We start from the raw sequence: 15807 nt of genomic DNA, 5'->3' as shown, positions 1-15807 counted from the left end.
CGGGGCGCAGAGGGTTTTTAACGAGGGGCGGGCAACCAGTCCGGCAACGCGGCGTCGGTTGCCCCGGCGGAAATCAACTGCCGCGATAGGTGGAGTAGCCGTACTGGCTCAGCAGCAGCGGAATATGGTAGTGCTCCTGCGGGTTGTCGATATGGAACATGACCGGAATTTCCGGGAAGAAACTTTGCTGCTGGTGAGACGCAAACCAGGCGCCGGTTTCAAACACGACGCGAAAATCGCCGCTGGCGGCGGGCTTGTTCGGCCACAGCGCCTTAATTCGCCCTTCGTTGTCCGTGGTGGCATGGTTGAGCTGCACCCATTTGCCGTCGGTTTTCTGCTCAAGCGTCACCCCTACGCCTGCGGCGGGTTTGCCGGTCTGCTCGTTCAGCACGTGTACGCTCAGCGGGTTAACGGGCGCGGCGGCAAACGCCTGCGAAGCGCCAGTCAGGATCAGGGCGGCGCTCATCGCCGTCAGGGTTTTCATGTTCATCGCATTCTCCTTTGTGGTTGATGAACGCTATCCTCGCCCACGTGCGGCCTGAAATAGCTGACCGGCATATTACAATGTTGTCATCCTGACAGTTAACGCTGTCGCTCTTGCCGGTAACTCTGTCAAAATTACCGCATGAAAATTTTACTGATTGAAGATAACGAGAAAACGCAGGCCTGGCTGGTGAAAGGGCTGCGTGAGGCGGGACTGATAGTGGACGCGGTCGCGGACGGCCGCGACGGTCTGCATCTGGCGCTGGAGCAGGAATACGCGCTGATTGTTCTTGATATCATGCTGCCAGGCATGGACGGCTGGCAGGTGTTGCGCACCCTCAGAACGGCCAAAGCGACGCCGGTGCTTTGCCTCACCGCGCGCGACGCGGTCAGCGACCGGGTAAAAGGACTGGAGCTCGGCGCGGATGATTACCTGGTTAAGCCTTTCTCCTTCGCCGAGCTGCTGGCCCGCGTGCGCGCGCAGTTGCGCCGTCATCCTGGCGCATCGACGCTTTTGCAGGTGGCGGATCTGCAACTCGACGCGGTGCGCCACCAGGTCAGGCGCGGCGGTCAGGAGATAGCCCTCACCCCGCAGGAGTTCTCGTTGCTCTGGTTTCTGGCGAGCCGCGCTGGCGAGATCCTGCCGCGCACGCTGATAGCAAGCGAAGTCTGGGGCATTAATTTCGACAGCGAGACGAACGTGGTGGATGTGGCCATTCGTCGCCTGCGGCGAAAAATTGACGACCCCTTCCCCCTGAAGCTTGTGGAAACCGTGCGCGGCATGGGGTACCGGCTGAACAGGGCGGAAAGCTAAAATGCGCCGTCCTTCTCTTACGCTGCGCCTTACCCTCGCCTTTACGCTGCTGGTTGCGCTGTGCAGCGCGCTGGTGAGCGTGTCGCTTTATCGCGCCCTTGCCGGCGAACTGGTGTGGCGTGACAACCAGACGCTGCTCAACCGCGGCGCGCAGCTACGCCAGCTGCTGCTGGACGGCGCCGAGCCGCGCTCCCTGCCCCTCTACTTCAACCGGATGATGGACACCCGGCAGGATATTCTGCGCATCAGCCGCCCTGACGGCCGGGTGATTGTCGATATTAACCAGGCGAAAATCGCCGTGCCGACGATAGCGCCCTCGGCGCCAGGCGCCGCTTTATCGGAGGCCGCGCTCCAGACGTGGCTAACGCCGCAGGGCGTGACGGCCACAGGCATGGCGCTGACCGGACGCGACGCGCAGGGGCCGGTTGTCATTATGGTCGCGAGGGTAGCCGCTGAGCGTGAGCAGGTACTGGAAGCCTGGCGGCGTAAAAGCTTTTACATCAGCCTTGGCGCGATGCTGCTGGCGGTGATAGCCAGCCCGCTGCTTATCCGCCGGAGCCTGGGCGCCATACGAAAACTGAGTCGGCAGACGGCGCAAACCCACAGCCTGGCGCTGGAGCCTTTGCCGCTCAATACCCTGCCCGCTGAACTTCTGCCGCTGGGGCGCTCGCTCAATATCATGCGCCAGCGGCTGGCGGAAGATTTCACTCGTCTGACCCAGTTCGCCGACGACCTCGCCCATGAACTTCGCACGCCGGTGAATATTCTGCTGGGGCAAAATCAGGTGATGCTGCAACAATCGCGCAGCACAAACGAGTATGAAGCGCTGCTGGCGGGCAACATTGAAGAGCTGGAGCAGATGACCCGGCTTATCGAAAACATTCTTTTTCTGTCGCGCGCCGACCACCGCAACGTGGCGCTGGAGAAGCGCCCGCTCGACGCAGCGGCGTTTATTCAGGCCACCGTCGATTTTCTGGAGCCGCTGGCGGAAGAAAATCATCTTCGTTTTGCAACCCAGGCGCAGGGCGAACTGTTTGCTGACCGCCTGTTGCTGCAACGCACTCTGACCAATTTGCTGACCAATGCGCTGCGACACACCGAGCCAGGAGGGCAGATAAAGATTTCGGTTCACCACGAAGAAACGACATCAACGCTGACGGTGGCGAACCCCGGCGAGCCGATAAGCGAGCCGCAAAACCTGTTCCGCCGTTTCTGGCGGGCGGACAACGCGCGCCATACGCCAGGCGCGGGGCTGGGCCTGGCTATCTCACAGGCCATCGTGAAGCTGCACGGCGGCGAGCTGGTTTACCGTCATCAGCAAGGCTGGAACTGTTTTATCGTCATGCTGCCTGCGGTTTCAACCACGGCGAAGAGCTAAAAACCGGGCGCGGCGTTGGCTTCGCGGCGGCGCGAACGCCCTTTACCACCCGCGCCCGGTTTTTAAGCCTGCTGGCGGCCCGGCTTTAGCGCTAAAGCTCTTCTCGCCATTTCACAATCAGGCTTTTCACGCGATGATAAGCGCCCGTTCAGGCCAGATGATGAGGATAAAATGAACGAACATATCGCCAGCGTGCCTTTAGAAAAGGCGTACCGCTTGATTAACCACGGGCCGACGGCGCTGGTTTCCGCTCGCGCTAACGGCGTTGAGAATGTGATGTCCGCCGCGTGGGTCTGCGGGCTTGACTTCCAGCCGCCCAAAATCACCGCGGTGATCGACAAAATTGCGAAAACGCGTTCGCTTATTGAGCAGAGCGGCCTGTTTGTCATTCAGGTGCCGACAGCCGCGCAGATTGAACTGACCCATTATCTGGGCACCCATACCCTGGCGCAGGAGCCGGATAAGCTACAGCGTGCGGGCGTTGAACTCTTCTCTCTGCCGGGCGTGGACGCGCCGCTGGTGGCGGGCTGCGCCGCGTGGCTGGTTTGTCGGCTCATTCCCGAACCGCATAACCAGCAGCAGTACGATCTTTTTATCGGCGAAGTGATCGCTGCCTGGGCCGACAGCCGCGTTTTTCAGGACGGGCACTGGCATTTCGAGCAGGCGCCCGCACAGCTTCGCAGCCTGCATTACGTTGCAGGCGGCCAGTTTTACGCCACGGGCAAAGCGCTGAATGTGAAAACCGACCTCTGACCTTAAGGCGGGCAAACCGGCCCGCTTTACACGCTTTTACCTCCGCGCCCTTCGCTTTGCTCTACAGTATGACGTTGATTGTCTTAACTTCAGGAGACCGTTATGTCTGTACGCCGTCTGACTTGCGCCGCCTCGCTGTTGGCGATGTCGTTTTCCGTGCTCGCCGCCGAACCGAAATATGGCCCGCAGCTGGAAGGGTTTGATTACGCCTGGCCTGCGGAGCGTTTTACCTTTACTTCCCAGAACCAGCAGCTGGAGATGGCCTATATTGATGTCCGGCCAGCAAAAGCCAATGGCCGCACGGTGGTGCTGATGCACGGCAAAAATTTCTGTGCCGGTACCTGGGAAGAGACTATTCGTGCCCTGAGCGGCGCGGGCTATCGCGTTATCGCGCCGGATCAGGTTGGTTTTTGCAAATCCACGAAACCGCAAAGCTACCAGTACAGCTTCCAGCAGCTTGCCGCCAATACCCACGCCCTGCTCGAAAAGCTCGGTATCGCTAAAGCTACTGTGATCGGCCACTCTACCGGCGGCATGCTCGCCACCCGCTACGCCCTGCTTTACCCGGACCAGGTCGAACAACTGGTGATGGTTAACCCCATCGGACTTGAAGACTGGAAGCGCAAAGGCGTGCCTTATCTGAGCGTCGATCAATGGTATCAGCGGGAGCTGAAAACCAGCGCGCAGAGCATCCGCAAATATGAGCAAAATACCTATTACGCCGGGCAGTGGAAGCCGGAATATGACCGCTGGGTTAACATGCTGGCCGGGTTAAACAACGGCGACGGGAAGAAACAGGTGGCGTGGAACTCCGCGCTGCTCTACGACATGATCTACACCCAGCCGGTGGTCTATGAGTTCGACGCGCTGAAAATGCCGACCTTGCTGATGATAGGCACTAAAGACAATACCGCGATCGGTAAAGACGCCGCGCCGCCGGAGGTGCAAAAAACGCTGGGCAATTATGCGGTGCTGGGCAAAGAGACGGCGAAGCGCATTGCGAACGCCACGCTTGTTGAGTTTGACGACATGGGCCACGCGCCGCAAATCCAGGATCCGGATCGCTTTCACAAAGCGTTGCTTGAAGGCTTAAGCGCGCTGAAATAACAAAGGGGCCGCAAGGCCCCCTTTTTTTAACGTTGACGGCCAGCGCGCTAGCGCTGCTGCGAGATCCAGACCAGCATTTTCAGGCTGGCGGAGTAGTAATCATCCTGAGCGGTGATTTGCGGCTCGCCCTGCGGCTGCCCGCTGACCAAATCCCGCACCGCCAGCAAACCGCCCTGCATGTTGTAAGGCGCTCGCTCATTGGTGGTGACGTTCACCCAGGCTGGCGTCTGGTTACGGTCGAACTTCTGCCACCAGGCGCGCCACGGTGTAAGCAGCGGGCTGGTGGCGTTATACCAGCTTACATAAAGCGGAATACGGATGGCGTCGTAGCTTGAACGCGGCGCCCACTCTTTTGCGGGCGCCATTGTGCCGTCGGCGGCGAGCGTTACCCAGTCGGTTGGCAGTTTTGAATCGCCCCAGCCCATCTTGCCGAGCAGCTTCTGCCCGTCCTGAATCAGGTTGCGCCAGATGACCAGATGGCTGCGGTCAGCAAAGGCCTGCCATGCCGGGAAGATAAAATAGGAAGGATTGACAATGACCGAGCTGTTGCGGTTAAAGCCGTTAGCCCCCGGCATCATCACGTCATAACCGGCAAAGTTAACCACGTTATGCTCGACCACGGCTTTCGCGATGGCATCGGAAGCGGCGCTGTAGCGCGGATCATGCCAGCGCTGGTCTGCCTTCAGCAACGCCCAGGCGATAAGCACGTCGCCGTCGGAGGCGTTGTTTTTATCCGCTACCGGATCAGGCGCAACCGGGTTGTAGCGCCAGTAAAACAGGCCATTGCTGTTGTTTTTCAGGTTTTTTTCAGTCCATTTCCACATGCTGTCAAAGCTGGCGCGGTCGTTATTCGCCACCGCCATCAGCATGGCGAAACCCTGGCCTTCAGTATGTGAAACGTTGTTGTTGCCGGTATCGACTATACGGCCATCGGCCATCAGGAAACGGCTCTTGTAGCTGTCCCAGGCGCCGGCGGCGTGGACAATCGGTACGCAAAGCAGGCTGGCGATAACCATCGCCCCTGCGAAAAGTTGTTTGACCATGAACGTTCTCACTGAGGATTGTAATAACGGAACTGCACATCCGAAACGGAAAAGGCGCGATGGCGCTTCACCACAAGCTTCGCGTCGCCGCCCTGCGCAAGCAGCCAGCGACCGTATAGCCCTTCCAGGACGGCGCATAATGCATTGCACCAGCGCGTTTGCCCGGCGACGTCGCGGTAGACCGGGAGCGCCTGATGGCGCAACAGCATGCCGTCGTCGCTCGCGCTGATATCCACGACGCCCCAGCCGAAGGCGGCGAATTTTGCGTTCATCGCCGCTTCCAGCTCGCCTACCGTCTCAGATACAGGCAGCGGAAAGCGATCCGCCAGCGTCTCGCCCATCTGCATCAGAAAAGGCTGGCTTTCCGTTTCGCCCACGTTGCTGACCATGCCGTCCACCATAATGGTCAGCAAATCAAACCAGCCGGGCGGCGTTTGCTGCTGCTGAAAATAAGCCATCAGGACGGAATTGCTGGTATCAAGTGCCATAATCAGTGGTTCCCTAACATATAACGGAAGTAAAGCCCTGCTGTGCTTTCGTTGTAATCGCCAAAGGTGTCGTAGCCTACCTGGCCGCCAATGGTCATTTGTTTATTGACGTTGTAATCTGCCGCAGCGCGGAAGGTATAACCAATACCGTTTTCCGAGCTGCTCTTATAATGCGCCTCTTTGGTGAAGCCATCGTCAGCGAGCGTCTCCAGCGCGGACTGCCAGCCCGATTTCGTCGGGAAGTAATCGCTGCTGTCCTGAGTATAGGACTGATACCCCACCGACCCGCCGAGGCTGAGCTTCCAGTTATCAAACTTCTGCGTGTAGTCCACCGGCAATGAAACGCTGACGTAGTTTTGCGGGCTGAAATAGCCGCCCTGACCGAACGTAAAATGGCTCAGGTTTTTCGAGTAATCCATCCACGAGGTATTCAGGCCGGTTTTAAGCTCGCGGTAATCATCGTGATAAGGACGCAGATAAACGCCCGCGCTGGCGTTCATGCTGGTATTGCTGGCCACGTTTTCGCCTAAATAGCTGTAGCCGCCGCCGCTGATGTAAAAGCCCGCGTCGCCGTCATCGTAGCTCAGCATGGCGCTGCCGCCATTTTTGGTGACGCGCCCCCAGGTTTTGCCGGAATAGCTGTCTTTCAGCCCAACATAGGAAAGCAGGCTGTCAGTCAGCGCGCGGCGCTCGCCGGTGAGGATAAGCGTCAGGTAGTCGGTAAGCTTAGGCGACCATTTCACCCCGCCGACCAGGGTGCTGAGATCCTGGCCAAGCGGCGTGGTGCCGATATCGAGCTTATACTCTTTCCCGCTCAGCGCCATATTCAGCTCCACGCCGTCGGCGCGTTGCGAATCGGTTGAAACATCGCCCGGGTCATTAACGTTAGGTTTCTGGCCGGAGGCTATCAGGTAAGACTGCGCATCCTGGCTTAACCCTTCTGCAAAGGCCGCCAGGTTTGCCATGCCTGCCGACCCGGTCGGGTTATAGTCATTCAGATCCACATTCGAGAGATCCACCGGCTATCTCTACGGCGCCCGGGTTGGCGGCAATGTATTGCGCAAGCTGCTCTGCGTTCATGGAGGCGGTCGCTGCGCGGATCGCGTTTTGCTGGTTAACGATGGTGGTCGCCAGGTTTGTCACCCCGTTTGACAGCGGGTTTGAACCGTAGCGGCGCCATGCGTCGCCGCCCGCGCTGCCTGCGTTAAGCGTAATGGGCGTGGCGGTAAACTCAAAACGCGACTCGCCAAACGGCGAGCTTGACCACGTCAGCGGCGCTTTCGCTTCGGTCAGCTTGCTGAGACCCGACTCGCCGTCGCGCCCGCGAACCTGCACGCCGCCCTGCAACCAGGTGCCGGTCTGGTCGTCCATCGTCTGCATCATCTCATCGATCTGGCGCAGCGTGCGGCTTTGCGCGGTATCCACCGGCAGATCGGTGCGGTAGGTTCCCGGCAGCGAACCCGCCGGGTCAACCGTTGCCGGGGCCACCTGCCAGGGCATCGCCCGGCCATAGAGTGAAGGCGAAGGCGCGCGGGCGGCGGTGCGGCTGTTTTTCGTAAAGGGGTTATCAGACGCCAGCAAGCCGCCGACCACCGGCGTACCGCTGCTGCCTTCCTGTAAGCCCAGCAGCCTGCCGCGCGCGCTGCGCAGATAGGTCATCGCCTGCTGGTGATTGCCCTGCGCCTCTTCCACCCGCGCCAGCAACAGCAGCCTGTCAGGGGAATTATCGTTGCGCAAACCGGCGGCAAGGGAGCGTGCCTTGTTAACGTCATCCTGGGCCAGCGCGACATCAATAGCGCCGGCACGCGCCGCCTGGTCCGGCGTGTCGCGGGTCATCAGATAGTCATAAACCACGCCCGCTTCTTTATTCATCTTGCCGCTCTGGTAGAGGCGGCCCATAGCGAACATCAGGTCAGTGTTCTGCGGGTCGTTTTGCAGCGCGCCGATGAGCTTATCGTAAGCAGCGGCATAGTTGCCCTGCTCGCGCAGGCGATCGGCCTCGTTGATCACATAGCCGTTACGCAGGCCTGCAAGCTGGGTTGGCGTACTGCTCGCCTGCACCTGCGGGTTAGAAAGAATAGTCTGGGCTTCGCTGGTCAGCCCCGCCTGGTTGAGCACCGCCACCTGGTCGGCGTAATCGCCCGCGTTGCCTTTAACGCCCTGGCGCTGGTTCTCGCGCACCACGGCGACGGCGCCGGCAACATCACCGCTTTGCGCCAGCAAGCGCGCCAGCTTACCGGCATCCGCCGGGCTTTGCGGCGGCGTGGCGGCAAGCGCTTTAAGAGTGTTGGCGGCGGCGATGGCGTTGCCCTGCGCCAGATAACGCTCGGCTGTCGTCATCTGCAAATTGTAATTAACCCGCTGCGCCAGTTCGCGCATGTCGCGGTTGCGGCTTGCGGCAGGAATGCGGGAAAGCAGCTGTTGCGCCTGTTGCCAGCCGCCGTTTTCGCTTGAAAACAGCGCGGCGGAATATAGCTCGCTGTTGCTGGCGCCGGGGCGAAACGCCGGCGCCATTACCGCAGAGGCTTCGCTTTCATTACCGTTTTTTTGTAACAGGCGCGCCAGGTCAAGACGCAGCCACGGATCGTTCGGCAAACGCGTGACACCGTCACGCAAAATAGAAATCGCCTGCGCGGTATTGCCGTTTGCCGCCGCCTGCTGTGCCTGGCGGCGTACAGGGTCGCCAGGCAACCCGCTTACGGTGCGCGGTTGCAGACGCGCCTGCAAGCCTGACGGCAATGTTCTCAGTACGGTTTGCGCTTCGGCGGTTTTGTTCTGATCGCGCAGCACGTAATAGAGATTTTCGCGCGCGGCGGCGTTGTCCGGCTGGTCGTTCAGCACCGAGCGCAGCGTCTGTTCGGCCTGCGCGTAATCTTTGTTATGACGCAGCACGTCGGCGCGAAAAAGCTTCGCCGCCGTGCCGCGTTCGCCGCTTGCCTGCGCCAGCGGCGCTGAAAGCGCCAGCGCCTGGCTGACGTTACCCGCTTTCAGCGCCTGCTGCGCCTGGGCGAGCTGGCCGTAGAATGCCGCGTCTTCGGCCTGCGCTTTGCGCTCTGCCGAGGCGTCGCCGCCAAGCGACGCCGCACGGTTAAGGTATTGCGCCGCCGCCTGGTAGTCGCCGCTGCGCTGGGCGATGTAACCCATCCCGGCGAGCGCATCGGCATCTTCCGGGTTGGTCTGTAAAACTTGCTCAAACTGGCGACGGGCATTATCCAGATTGCCGGTGTTCAGCGCGGTATAGCCTTCGCCTTTTGCCGCGCCGCCGATATTTTTACGGTAATAAGCCTGCACGTCGTTATCCTGCGGATGACGTTGCAGCCAGGTTTCATAGTAGCGCTCGTCGCCCTGCTGCGGGCCGAGCCAGAGCAGCGCCTGGCGCAGGCCGCTGTCCGCCTCTTTATTGCTGGCGGCCATCGGCTCAAGCATTTCAATCCCTTCCCGGCGCGTCTCCTCCCGCCAGGTCAGCACTTTGCCGAGCGCCACGCGCGCGCCGTTATCCTGCGGGTTTTGCGCGACAAAGTTGCGCAGCTCGCTCACTGCCTGCGGGTAAAGCGCTTTATCGCCCGCCATCGTCAGGTAATATTCCGGCGCAAGGCTCGCCGGCGGCGTATCGCCGTTAAACAGGGTGCGCCAGGTGGCAAGCGCGCCTGGCACATTGCCGCTGCGCGCCTGCTGGCGAGCGAGGTTGAGCTGGCCCTGGGGCACCTGCGTCAGCTGCTTCGCATTCTCAAGCGACTGTAATTTCGGATCGTTGGGCGAAACCTTCGCCAGCCGGGCGCGCCAGCTGGCGGATGATTTCATGTCGCCGCTTTGCTGAGACCAGAGCGCCATCAGATAAAGCGCCTCGGTGTTATCAGGGTCGACCATCAACACTTTTTGCAGCGAGCCCATCGCCAGCTGATCGTTGGATTTATCATGCCAGTAATTGGCCTGGTCGAAGAGCGCCTTCAGCGCGGCGTCATTGGCGGGCGCGGCCTGCGCGGCGCCAAGCGTGCCCAGCGCCAGCGCGCTGGTCAGGCAAAACGTCGAAATGCGGCGGCCCTTTTTACGTGTCAATTTAGTCTGCGCTTTCATTTTTTATTATCCGGATTCAGGCGTTTTCTTGCGCGCCGTTTCATGAGGGCGTTCAGCGCAAGACCCGCCAGAATGGCGAAGCCCAGGCCGAGGACCGCAAGCAGCCCCGAGTGCTGATTGGCGTACCACACTATCATCATATGGGCAGGCATCTGGCCGCTTGGGAACTGCGGCCCGACGCGGAAACTGCGTACCCCGTTTTCATTCGTGATAATCGCCACGTCGCCGCGAATGGCGGCGTTAATGCGAGCGGAAGCCAGGTCGTCATGCAGGCGCGCGAGCTGGTCGTCGCTGCTGCCGACAGCCATCACCACGACACGGTCTTCATTCCATGGCGAGCGGAAACTGACAAACCCGCGCCAGGCTTCATTTGAGGTGAAGTAGCGGTCGGCTTCCAGGTTATCGGCGTTCCAGTCGCCCAGCAGCCAGCGCTGCGCCTTCTGCCATGTGGTCGGGGTGCGCACGCCAAAGCTTCTGTCTTCCGTGACAAACGGCGAGCCGTTTAACACGGTGCGGTTGAAGGCGTTCTGCTCCACGCCGCTGACGACCAGCACATCGCGGCCGCGCAGCGCTTCGAGATCGGCGCCGCCTGCCGGCACACCGAGAACCATGCGGTTGTGGTTGAGCGAGGTGCCCGTCGCGTTGCCGGAGCGCGCCGCCAGATCCAGCATCGTCGCCATTTGCGTTTCCGACGGGTTTTCCGGCAGCAACAGCACGGTTTGCGAGTAATCCGCCAGCCGCGAGAACGGGAACGAGGCGCCGACAAAATAAGAGAGATTGGGCAGCAACGCGAAGTGGCGCGTGTGGCTTAAATCTATCGTCGAGCTGTCGTCAATCGTGCTCTTGATATTGTTGTTAAGCAGCACGCTGCATGGCGCGCTCTCTTTCGGCGTAATTTTGAAATAGAGCTGTAACTGGTTGTCGCCATAAATCATGTATGGCTCAAGCGGCATATTGTAATGCTCCTGGCGCGCGTCGCCGCCAAGGCGGTGCCAGAGCTGTTCAAGGATGCCCTGCTTGTTCACCGGCAGGTTGTGCAGAAAAGTGTTGTTAAGCGTCATGCTCAAAAACGAGTTTTCTTCGTCGATCCAGGATTCAGAAGGAAAACGGTAATTAATGCGCAGCGGAATGGTTTCGCCATCCCATAAGAAGAGATCGGGCGCGGCGCGAAACGCCACGCGCAGCGGTTCGTGCCAGATACCGGTGGTCGTCAGGCTTTGATCTTTGCGGATGAGTTCGGAAAGCTTGACCGGCCGGTCGGTGGTTATCCAGCGCGGCGCATCGTAAGGCTGACTGGCCGGAATGGCTGCTGGCGTGACGGTGTCACTTGCGGTTTGCGGGGCAAACTCGCCCCGTGTTATGCGCCAGGCGGCGCTACGCAGCGCCGTTTCGTCATTGCCAACGATAAGCAGCAGCTTATAAACCGGGTTCGCCGGGTTATCGATGATTTGTATGGTGGGTTTATCCGCCTGCGGCAGACGAAGCCCGCCGATTTGCTCACCCGGACGGCCAATCAGAATGCCGTTTTTCTCCGGCAAGCGATCATGCAGGGCGTTAAAGTTAATGCCGCGGTAGTCTGCCTGAATGCCGAACCACGACGCGACCAGCGCCGCGGCGCTGAGGCCTTCTGGCGACAGTTTCGCCGGAAAAGCGAACACGATAGAAGCCGGCGTCATTTGCATATCGTCAAAGAAAGGCCGCGGCAAATGGCTCAGATCCGCGCCGATATTCAACTGCTGGCCTTCTAGGTCAAAGCGTGAATCAGGCAGAACGGTGACGCGGTATTTATCGGTGAGATCGCGCTGGCAGAGCTGGGCGTCGCCGTCGATGATTTTAAAGCTGATGTTATTGCTCGACACCATCAGCGCGGCGGGCACATCAAGCTGGAAACGCGATACGTCGGTCTGCGCCGCGCCCAGGGGAACCGTGCCCAGCGGCTGACCGTTCAGCATCAGTTGCATGGTGGCGTTGCGCGCCGCCATCGCAGGCGAAACGCGCAGGTTCAGCGAAAGCTGCGCATTGGTGATAACCTGGTCGGCGGGCAGCGTAAAGGTAATGCCGCCCTGCAACTGGCCGCCGCTCAGCGATATTCCCTGCGGCTGGCCCATCTGCGCGACGGTAATGCTGGATACCGCCGTCGGCACGAAAGCGGCTGCCTCTGCGGCTGGCGCCTCGGCGGGTTGCGGCGTTAACGTCGTTTCCGGTGTCGTTTCCGGTGTCGGTTCGGAGGTGGTTACGTTTTCGGTTAGCGGCGCTGCGCCAGATTGCATCTCGTTAGCGGCCGCCGCCTCAGAGGCCGATTGCGCCGCTTCGGCTTCTGCCGCCGCCGCTTGCGGCGTTGGCACCGGCAGATCAAAAGGCAGCGTTCCAGGCGCCGCAGGCTCTTCACTGTGCAGCGGCGCGGCGAACAGCGCGCCGATGAAAATCGCAAGCGTTAGTCGTTTCATGCTGCGCGATTCTCCTGAGCGGCCGTGCGGCGGTTTTTGCGGCGCTGCGTCCAGCTGAGCCAGAAAAGTTCAAACACGCTGCGCAGAATGGTTAACAGCGAGCGGAACGGGTTGTCCTGCGGCTTCGGCGGGTTAATCCACGCATCGGCGCGGGCCAGCACCACGCGAACCAGCTCGCGTCGGCGCGCCAGCGGGATCTCTTCAAACATCAGGCGAATACTGCTTTCATCCGCAGTCACGGTCGTGACCGGAATGGTAATGGCTTCCGACTGCAACAACAGCTCCACTTCTTCTATTTCATCCTTAAGGTGACGGTCGTCCGGCGCGGCGATACGGCAACCGCCCATAGAGAGATCCTGCGTCGTCGCGCGCGACACAATGCCGCTGGCGTAGTGGATCAGCACCGGAATTTCCACGTCGATACGAATGGTTTTACGCACCTGACGCGTTTCACGGGCGACAGCAATGGCGCCAAGCAGGAAAATAAGGCAGTAAACGCCCCAGCCCACGTTCAGGGCGATAACCCACGGGTCGACGCCGAAATAGTCGTGCGCGCAGGCGCGAACGATGCCCGCGATAATACCGGCGGTCAGCAGAATGGCGACAATCAGATGCGGGCGCACGACCCGGAAGTCAAAATAGCCGACATCCAGCAGCGCGCCTTTATCGGTTACGTTGAACTTGCCGCGTTTCGGGAACAGCATCGTCACCGCTGTCGGCAGCGCGATATGGAACGCCAGCACCAGGTCATAAATTTCGCCCCAGAAGCTATAGCGATAGCGGCCGTTCAGCCGCGAGTTGACATAAATCGCCAGGAACAAGTGCGGCAGCGCGTAGGCGAAAATCAGGCTCGCAGAAGAGTGAATAATGTTGAGGTTAAACAGCAGATAGGCCAGCGGCGCGGTCACAAACGCGATGCGCGGCAGCGCAAACTGGTAATAGAGCATTGCGCTAAGGTAACAAAGGCGCTGCTGAAGCTTCAGGCCGCGGCCGAAAAGCGGGTTATCCATGCGGAATATTTGCGTCATGCCGCGCGCCCAGCGGGTTCGCTGGATAACGTGCAACACCAGACGTTCGGTGGCAAGCCCCGCCGCCAGCGGAATATCCAGAAACGCGGAGTTCCAGCCGCGACGCTGCATTTTCAGCGCCGTGTGCGCATCTTCGGTTACGGTTTCAACCGCGAAACCGCCAATCTCTTCCAGCGCGGAGCGGCGAATCACGGCGCAGGAGCCGCAGAAAAAGGTGGCGTTCCAGTTATCGTTGCCCTGCTGGATCGGGCCGTAAAAAAGCATCCCTTCGTTAGGAATGTTGCGCCCGACCGACAGGTTACGTTCAAACGGGTCGGGAGAATAAAAGTAGTGCGGCGTCTGGATAAGCGCGAGCTTCGGATCCTGTAAAAACGCGCCGACGGTCGCTTGCAGGAAGATGCGGGTGGCGACGTGGTCGCAGTCAAACACGCAGATAAGCTCGCCTTGCGTTATCTTCATTGCGTGGTTGAGGTTGCCCGCCTTCGCATGCGAGTTGTCATTACGGGTGATGTAGCCCACGCCGACATCCGCGGCGAAAACGGCAAATTCCCGGCGCTTGCCGTCATCAAGAATATAGATTTTGACTTTATCGCGCGGGTAATCGATGCACTGCGCCGCTAGTACGGTATCAAGAAAGCGAAGCGGTATCAGCCATAAGGGGAATAAGGTGGAGATCCGCAAGGCGCGACATGGCTTTCAGCGCAGGCGACGGGCCAGGCGGGAAATCGGCGATCACAATCAGCCCCGGGTAGTTGAGCAACGAACTCAGGCCGCGCGTCAGGAAGTGTTCGTCATGCGTCAGGCGCTCTTCGAACGCCACGCGCTGCGGCTCGGTAGCCTCGCCGTAAGGCAGAACAAAAAGATTGCCGCCGGTGGTCAGCACAAACTGGCTCCAGTCCGCGGTTTCCGTCGCTTTCGCCACGAAGCCGCGGGTGTCGGAAAGCGGCACGCCAAAGTGCAGGCGCAGCGCGTTTTGTACATCGAAGTCGATAGCCAGCACCTTACTGCCGGCACGGGAGAACGCATAGGCCAGGTTAGCGGTCAGCGTGGTCTTGCCCACGCCGCCTTTGGGAGAACAGACGCAAATTAACGGCATGAAGCAATCCTTTCAAACAAGCCCTGTAGGGGCTGATCTTTTTCTTCGCTGCGCGGCGCTTCCGGCGCTTTCGGCGCGAACAGCTGAGCATAATTCACCGCTTCGGCGGTTTTCGGGGCCACCTGCGCCACGGCAGGCGCCGTGGGTTTTACCGCGACAGGCGCAGGCGCGTTAACCGGAGGCTGCGCAGCGGCATAAACCGGCGCGCTGGCGGCGGGCGGCTCCGGCGCAAAGACAACAGGCGCAGGCGGTTCGGCAATGTGTTGGGGCGCGGCGGTAGGAAGCTGTTGCGCGACTTCGCGAAGCAGCGCGGGCGCGGTGGAATCGACATTAACAGGGGCTGAAACAGCGGGCGCCGCTGTGGCGGCAGCGGCAGGCGCGGCAGCCTTGAACGCGCCCGGGGCGACCGCTTCAACGCCGCGGGAGACATGGCCTGCGCCGGAAAGCGCCGGGTTTTCCTCCTGCGGCGCGAGCTGGTTTAAAATGGCCCAGTTTCCCTGCTCATGGGCGTGACGTTGAGCAGACATATCTTTAAAAGCGATAGTCTGCGTCTGCGTTTTATCCTTGAAACGCTGCAAGTCATCATAATGCGTCATCTATAGATTATCCGCTCTCACATAATGCTGATAGTAAGGATAAATTAACATCCTGAAAATTAAACCTAAAGCCAGACGCGCTCTGTTTTTTATTGTGGGCGTAATGGCCTTCTGTTTGTAGTGAGATCCGGGAACAGCCTGGCCGGGCATCAGGCCGCTGCTGGCGAAGCGAAGCAGCCTTTAACATGAGTAAAGCCGCACCGGCGGTAAAACTCCAGGATACTGAAACATAAATTAAGACTTTCCTCAAAATAATTTTAGCGAAGCCTTACCTTTTCATTAACGCCAACATAATAAGCAATGGCTTATCCCTATAGAAACGCTTCCTTTATCTTTTTTCTCATATAATCACGCAGCTTATTTAAATCTAACTTGATGGAGGCGGAATTTGCTGGATATATAAGCAAGGCTTAATTTAGTTTAAGTCGCTCTTCGTTTACTCGCGCATTTTTCCCCTTTCTTTACTGTCTCCCGGCGCGCGCAGGCTCGCCTGCTTTTCT

General features: G+C 59.7%; 10 protein-coding genes and 2 pseudogenes. 4 read left to right on the top strand and 8 right to left on the bottom strand.

Annotated features, from left to right (window positions below; genetic code table 11):
• Nucleotides 1-73: 73 nt before the first annotated feature.
• Nucleotides 74-490 (bottom strand): hydroxyisourate hydrolase, encoded by a 417-nt coding sequence (uraH, locus tag DW56_RS11340; protein WP_081711351.1) that lies wholly within the window; start codon nucleotides 488-490, stop codon nucleotides 74-76.
• A 135-nt stretch (nucleotides 491-625) separates the two neighbouring features.
• Between uraH and hprR the strand changes: the two genes are divergently transcribed.
• The 4 genes from hprR (at nucleotide 626) to DW56_RS11320 (ending at nucleotide 4535) form a co-directional block, all read left to right on the top strand.
• Entirely contained in the window at nucleotides 626-1297 is a 672-nt protein-coding gene (gene hprR, locus DW56_RS11335; protein WP_024554485.1) for a response regulator transcription factor HprR, read from the top strand.
• Nucleotide 1298: 1 nt separating this feature from the next.
• On the top strand, nucleotides 1299-2675 hold the full coding sequence (locus tag DW56_RS11330) for a heavy metal sensor histidine kinase (protein ID WP_024554484.1): 1377 nt from the start codon (nucleotides 1299-1301) through the stop codon (nucleotides 2673-2675).
• A 171-nt stretch (nucleotides 2676-2846) separates the two neighbouring features.
• Nucleotides 2847-3428 (top strand): flavin reductase family protein, encoded by a 582-nt coding sequence (locus tag DW56_RS11325; RefSeq protein ID WP_024554483.1) that lies wholly within the window; start codon nucleotides 2847-2849, stop codon nucleotides 3426-3428.
• 102 nt (nucleotides 3429-3530) lie between these two features.
• Nucleotides 3531-4535, top strand: coding sequence for an alpha/beta fold hydrolase (locus DW56_RS11320; RefSeq protein ID WP_024554482.1), 1005 nt, complete (start codon nucleotides 3531-3533; stop codon nucleotides 4533-4535).
• 47 nt (nucleotides 4536-4582) lie between these two features.
• Here DW56_RS11320 and DW56_RS11315 read toward each other — a convergent pair whose 3' ends face one another.
• The 7 genes and pseudogenes from DW56_RS11315 to bcsO all read right to left on the bottom strand — a co-directional run bounded on the left by DW56_RS11315 (nucleotide 4583) and on the right by bcsO (nucleotide 15307).
• The gene (locus DW56_RS11315) at nucleotides 4583-5578 is read right to left on the bottom strand and encodes a glycosyl hydrolase family 8 (protein WP_024554481.1); all 996 of its coding nucleotides are present in this window, start codon (nucleotides 5576-5578) and stop codon (nucleotides 4583-4585) included.
• 8 nt (nucleotides 5579-5586) lie between these two features.
• Nucleotides 5587-6066: a cellulose biosynthesis protein BcsD gene (gene bcsD, locus DW56_RS11310; RefSeq protein ID WP_024554480.1), complete on the bottom strand. Its 480-nt coding sequence runs from the start codon at nucleotides 6064-6066 to the stop codon at nucleotides 5587-5589.
• 2 nt (nucleotides 6067-6068) lie between these two features.
• Nucleotides 6069-10140, bottom strand: a pseudogene (locus tag DW56_RS11305) (cellulose biosynthesis protein BcsC).
• Nucleotides 10137-12587 (bottom strand): cellulose biosynthesis cyclic di-GMP-binding regulatory protein BcsB, encoded by a 2451-nt coding sequence (gene bcsB / locus DW56_RS11300; protein ID WP_029589815.1) that lies wholly within the window; start codon nucleotides 12585-12587, stop codon nucleotides 10137-10139. Before bcsB ends, DW56_RS11305 begins: the two are co-directional and overlap by 4 nt.
• Entirely contained in the window at nucleotides 12584-14296 is a 1713-nt protein-coding gene (bcsA, locus tag DW56_RS11295; RefSeq protein ID WP_029697177.1) for a UDP-forming cellulose synthase catalytic subunit, read from the bottom strand. The genes bcsB and bcsA overlap by 4 nt, the downstream gene beginning before the upstream one ends.
• Nucleotides 14247-14711, bottom strand: a pseudogene (locus tag DW56_RS11290) (cellulose synthase operon protein YhjQ/BcsQ); the annotation flags it as partial. The pseudogene DW56_RS11290 and the gene bcsA, both read right to left, overlap by 50 nt.
• Complete coding sequence (gene bcsO / locus DW56_RS11285; protein WP_024553849.1) at nucleotides 14702-15307, bottom strand: cellulose biosynthesis protein BcsO; 606 nt, start codon at nucleotides 15305-15307, stop codon at nucleotides 14702-14704. The gene bcsO and the pseudogene DW56_RS11290, both read right to left, overlap by 10 nt.
• Nucleotides 15308-15807: the final 500 nt, after the last annotated feature.

It is taken from the genome of Franconibacter helveticus LMG 23732 (assembly GCF_000463115.2).
Classification (GTDB): domain Bacteria; phylum Pseudomonadota; class Gammaproteobacteria; order Enterobacterales; family Enterobacteriaceae; genus Franconibacter; species Franconibacter helveticus.
This window is presented reverse-complemented; position numbering and strand designations above follow the sequence as displayed.

Excerpts from the sequence above, each read along its gene's own strand:
- uraH (WP_081711351.1), bottom strand. The coding sequence starts at position 490 with ATGAACATGAAAACCCTGACGGCGATGAGCGCCGCCCTGATCCTGACT.
- hprR (WP_024554485.1), top strand. The coding sequence starts at position 626 with ATGAAAATTTTACTGATTGAAGATAACGAGAAAACGCAGGCCTGGCTG.
- DW56_RS11330 (WP_024554484.1), top strand. The coding sequence starts at position 1,299 with ATGCGCCGTCCTTCTCTTACGCTGCGCCTTACCCTCGCCTTTACGCTG.
- DW56_RS11325 (WP_024554483.1), top strand. The coding sequence starts at position 2,847 with ATGAACGAACATATCGCCAGCGTGCCTTTAGAAAAGGCGTACCGCTTG.
- DW56_RS11320 (WP_024554482.1), top strand. The coding sequence starts at position 3,531 with ATGTCTGTACGCCGTCTGACTTGCGCCGCCTCGCTGTTGGCGATGTCG.
- DW56_RS11315 (WP_024554481.1), bottom strand. The coding sequence starts at position 5,578 with ATGGTCAAACAACTTTTCGCAGGGGCGATGGTTATCGCCAGCCTGCTT.
- bcsD (WP_024554480.1), bottom strand. The coding sequence starts at position 6,066 with ATGGCACTTGATACCAGCAATTCCGTCCTGATGGCTTATTTTCAGCAG.
- bcsB (WP_029589815.1), bottom strand. The coding sequence starts at position 12,587 with ATGAAACGACTAACGCTTGCGATTTTCATCGGCGCGCTGTTCGCCGCG.
- bcsO (WP_024553849.1), bottom strand. The coding sequence starts at position 15,307 with ATGACGCATTATGATGACTTGCAGCGTTTCAAGGATAAAACGCAGACG.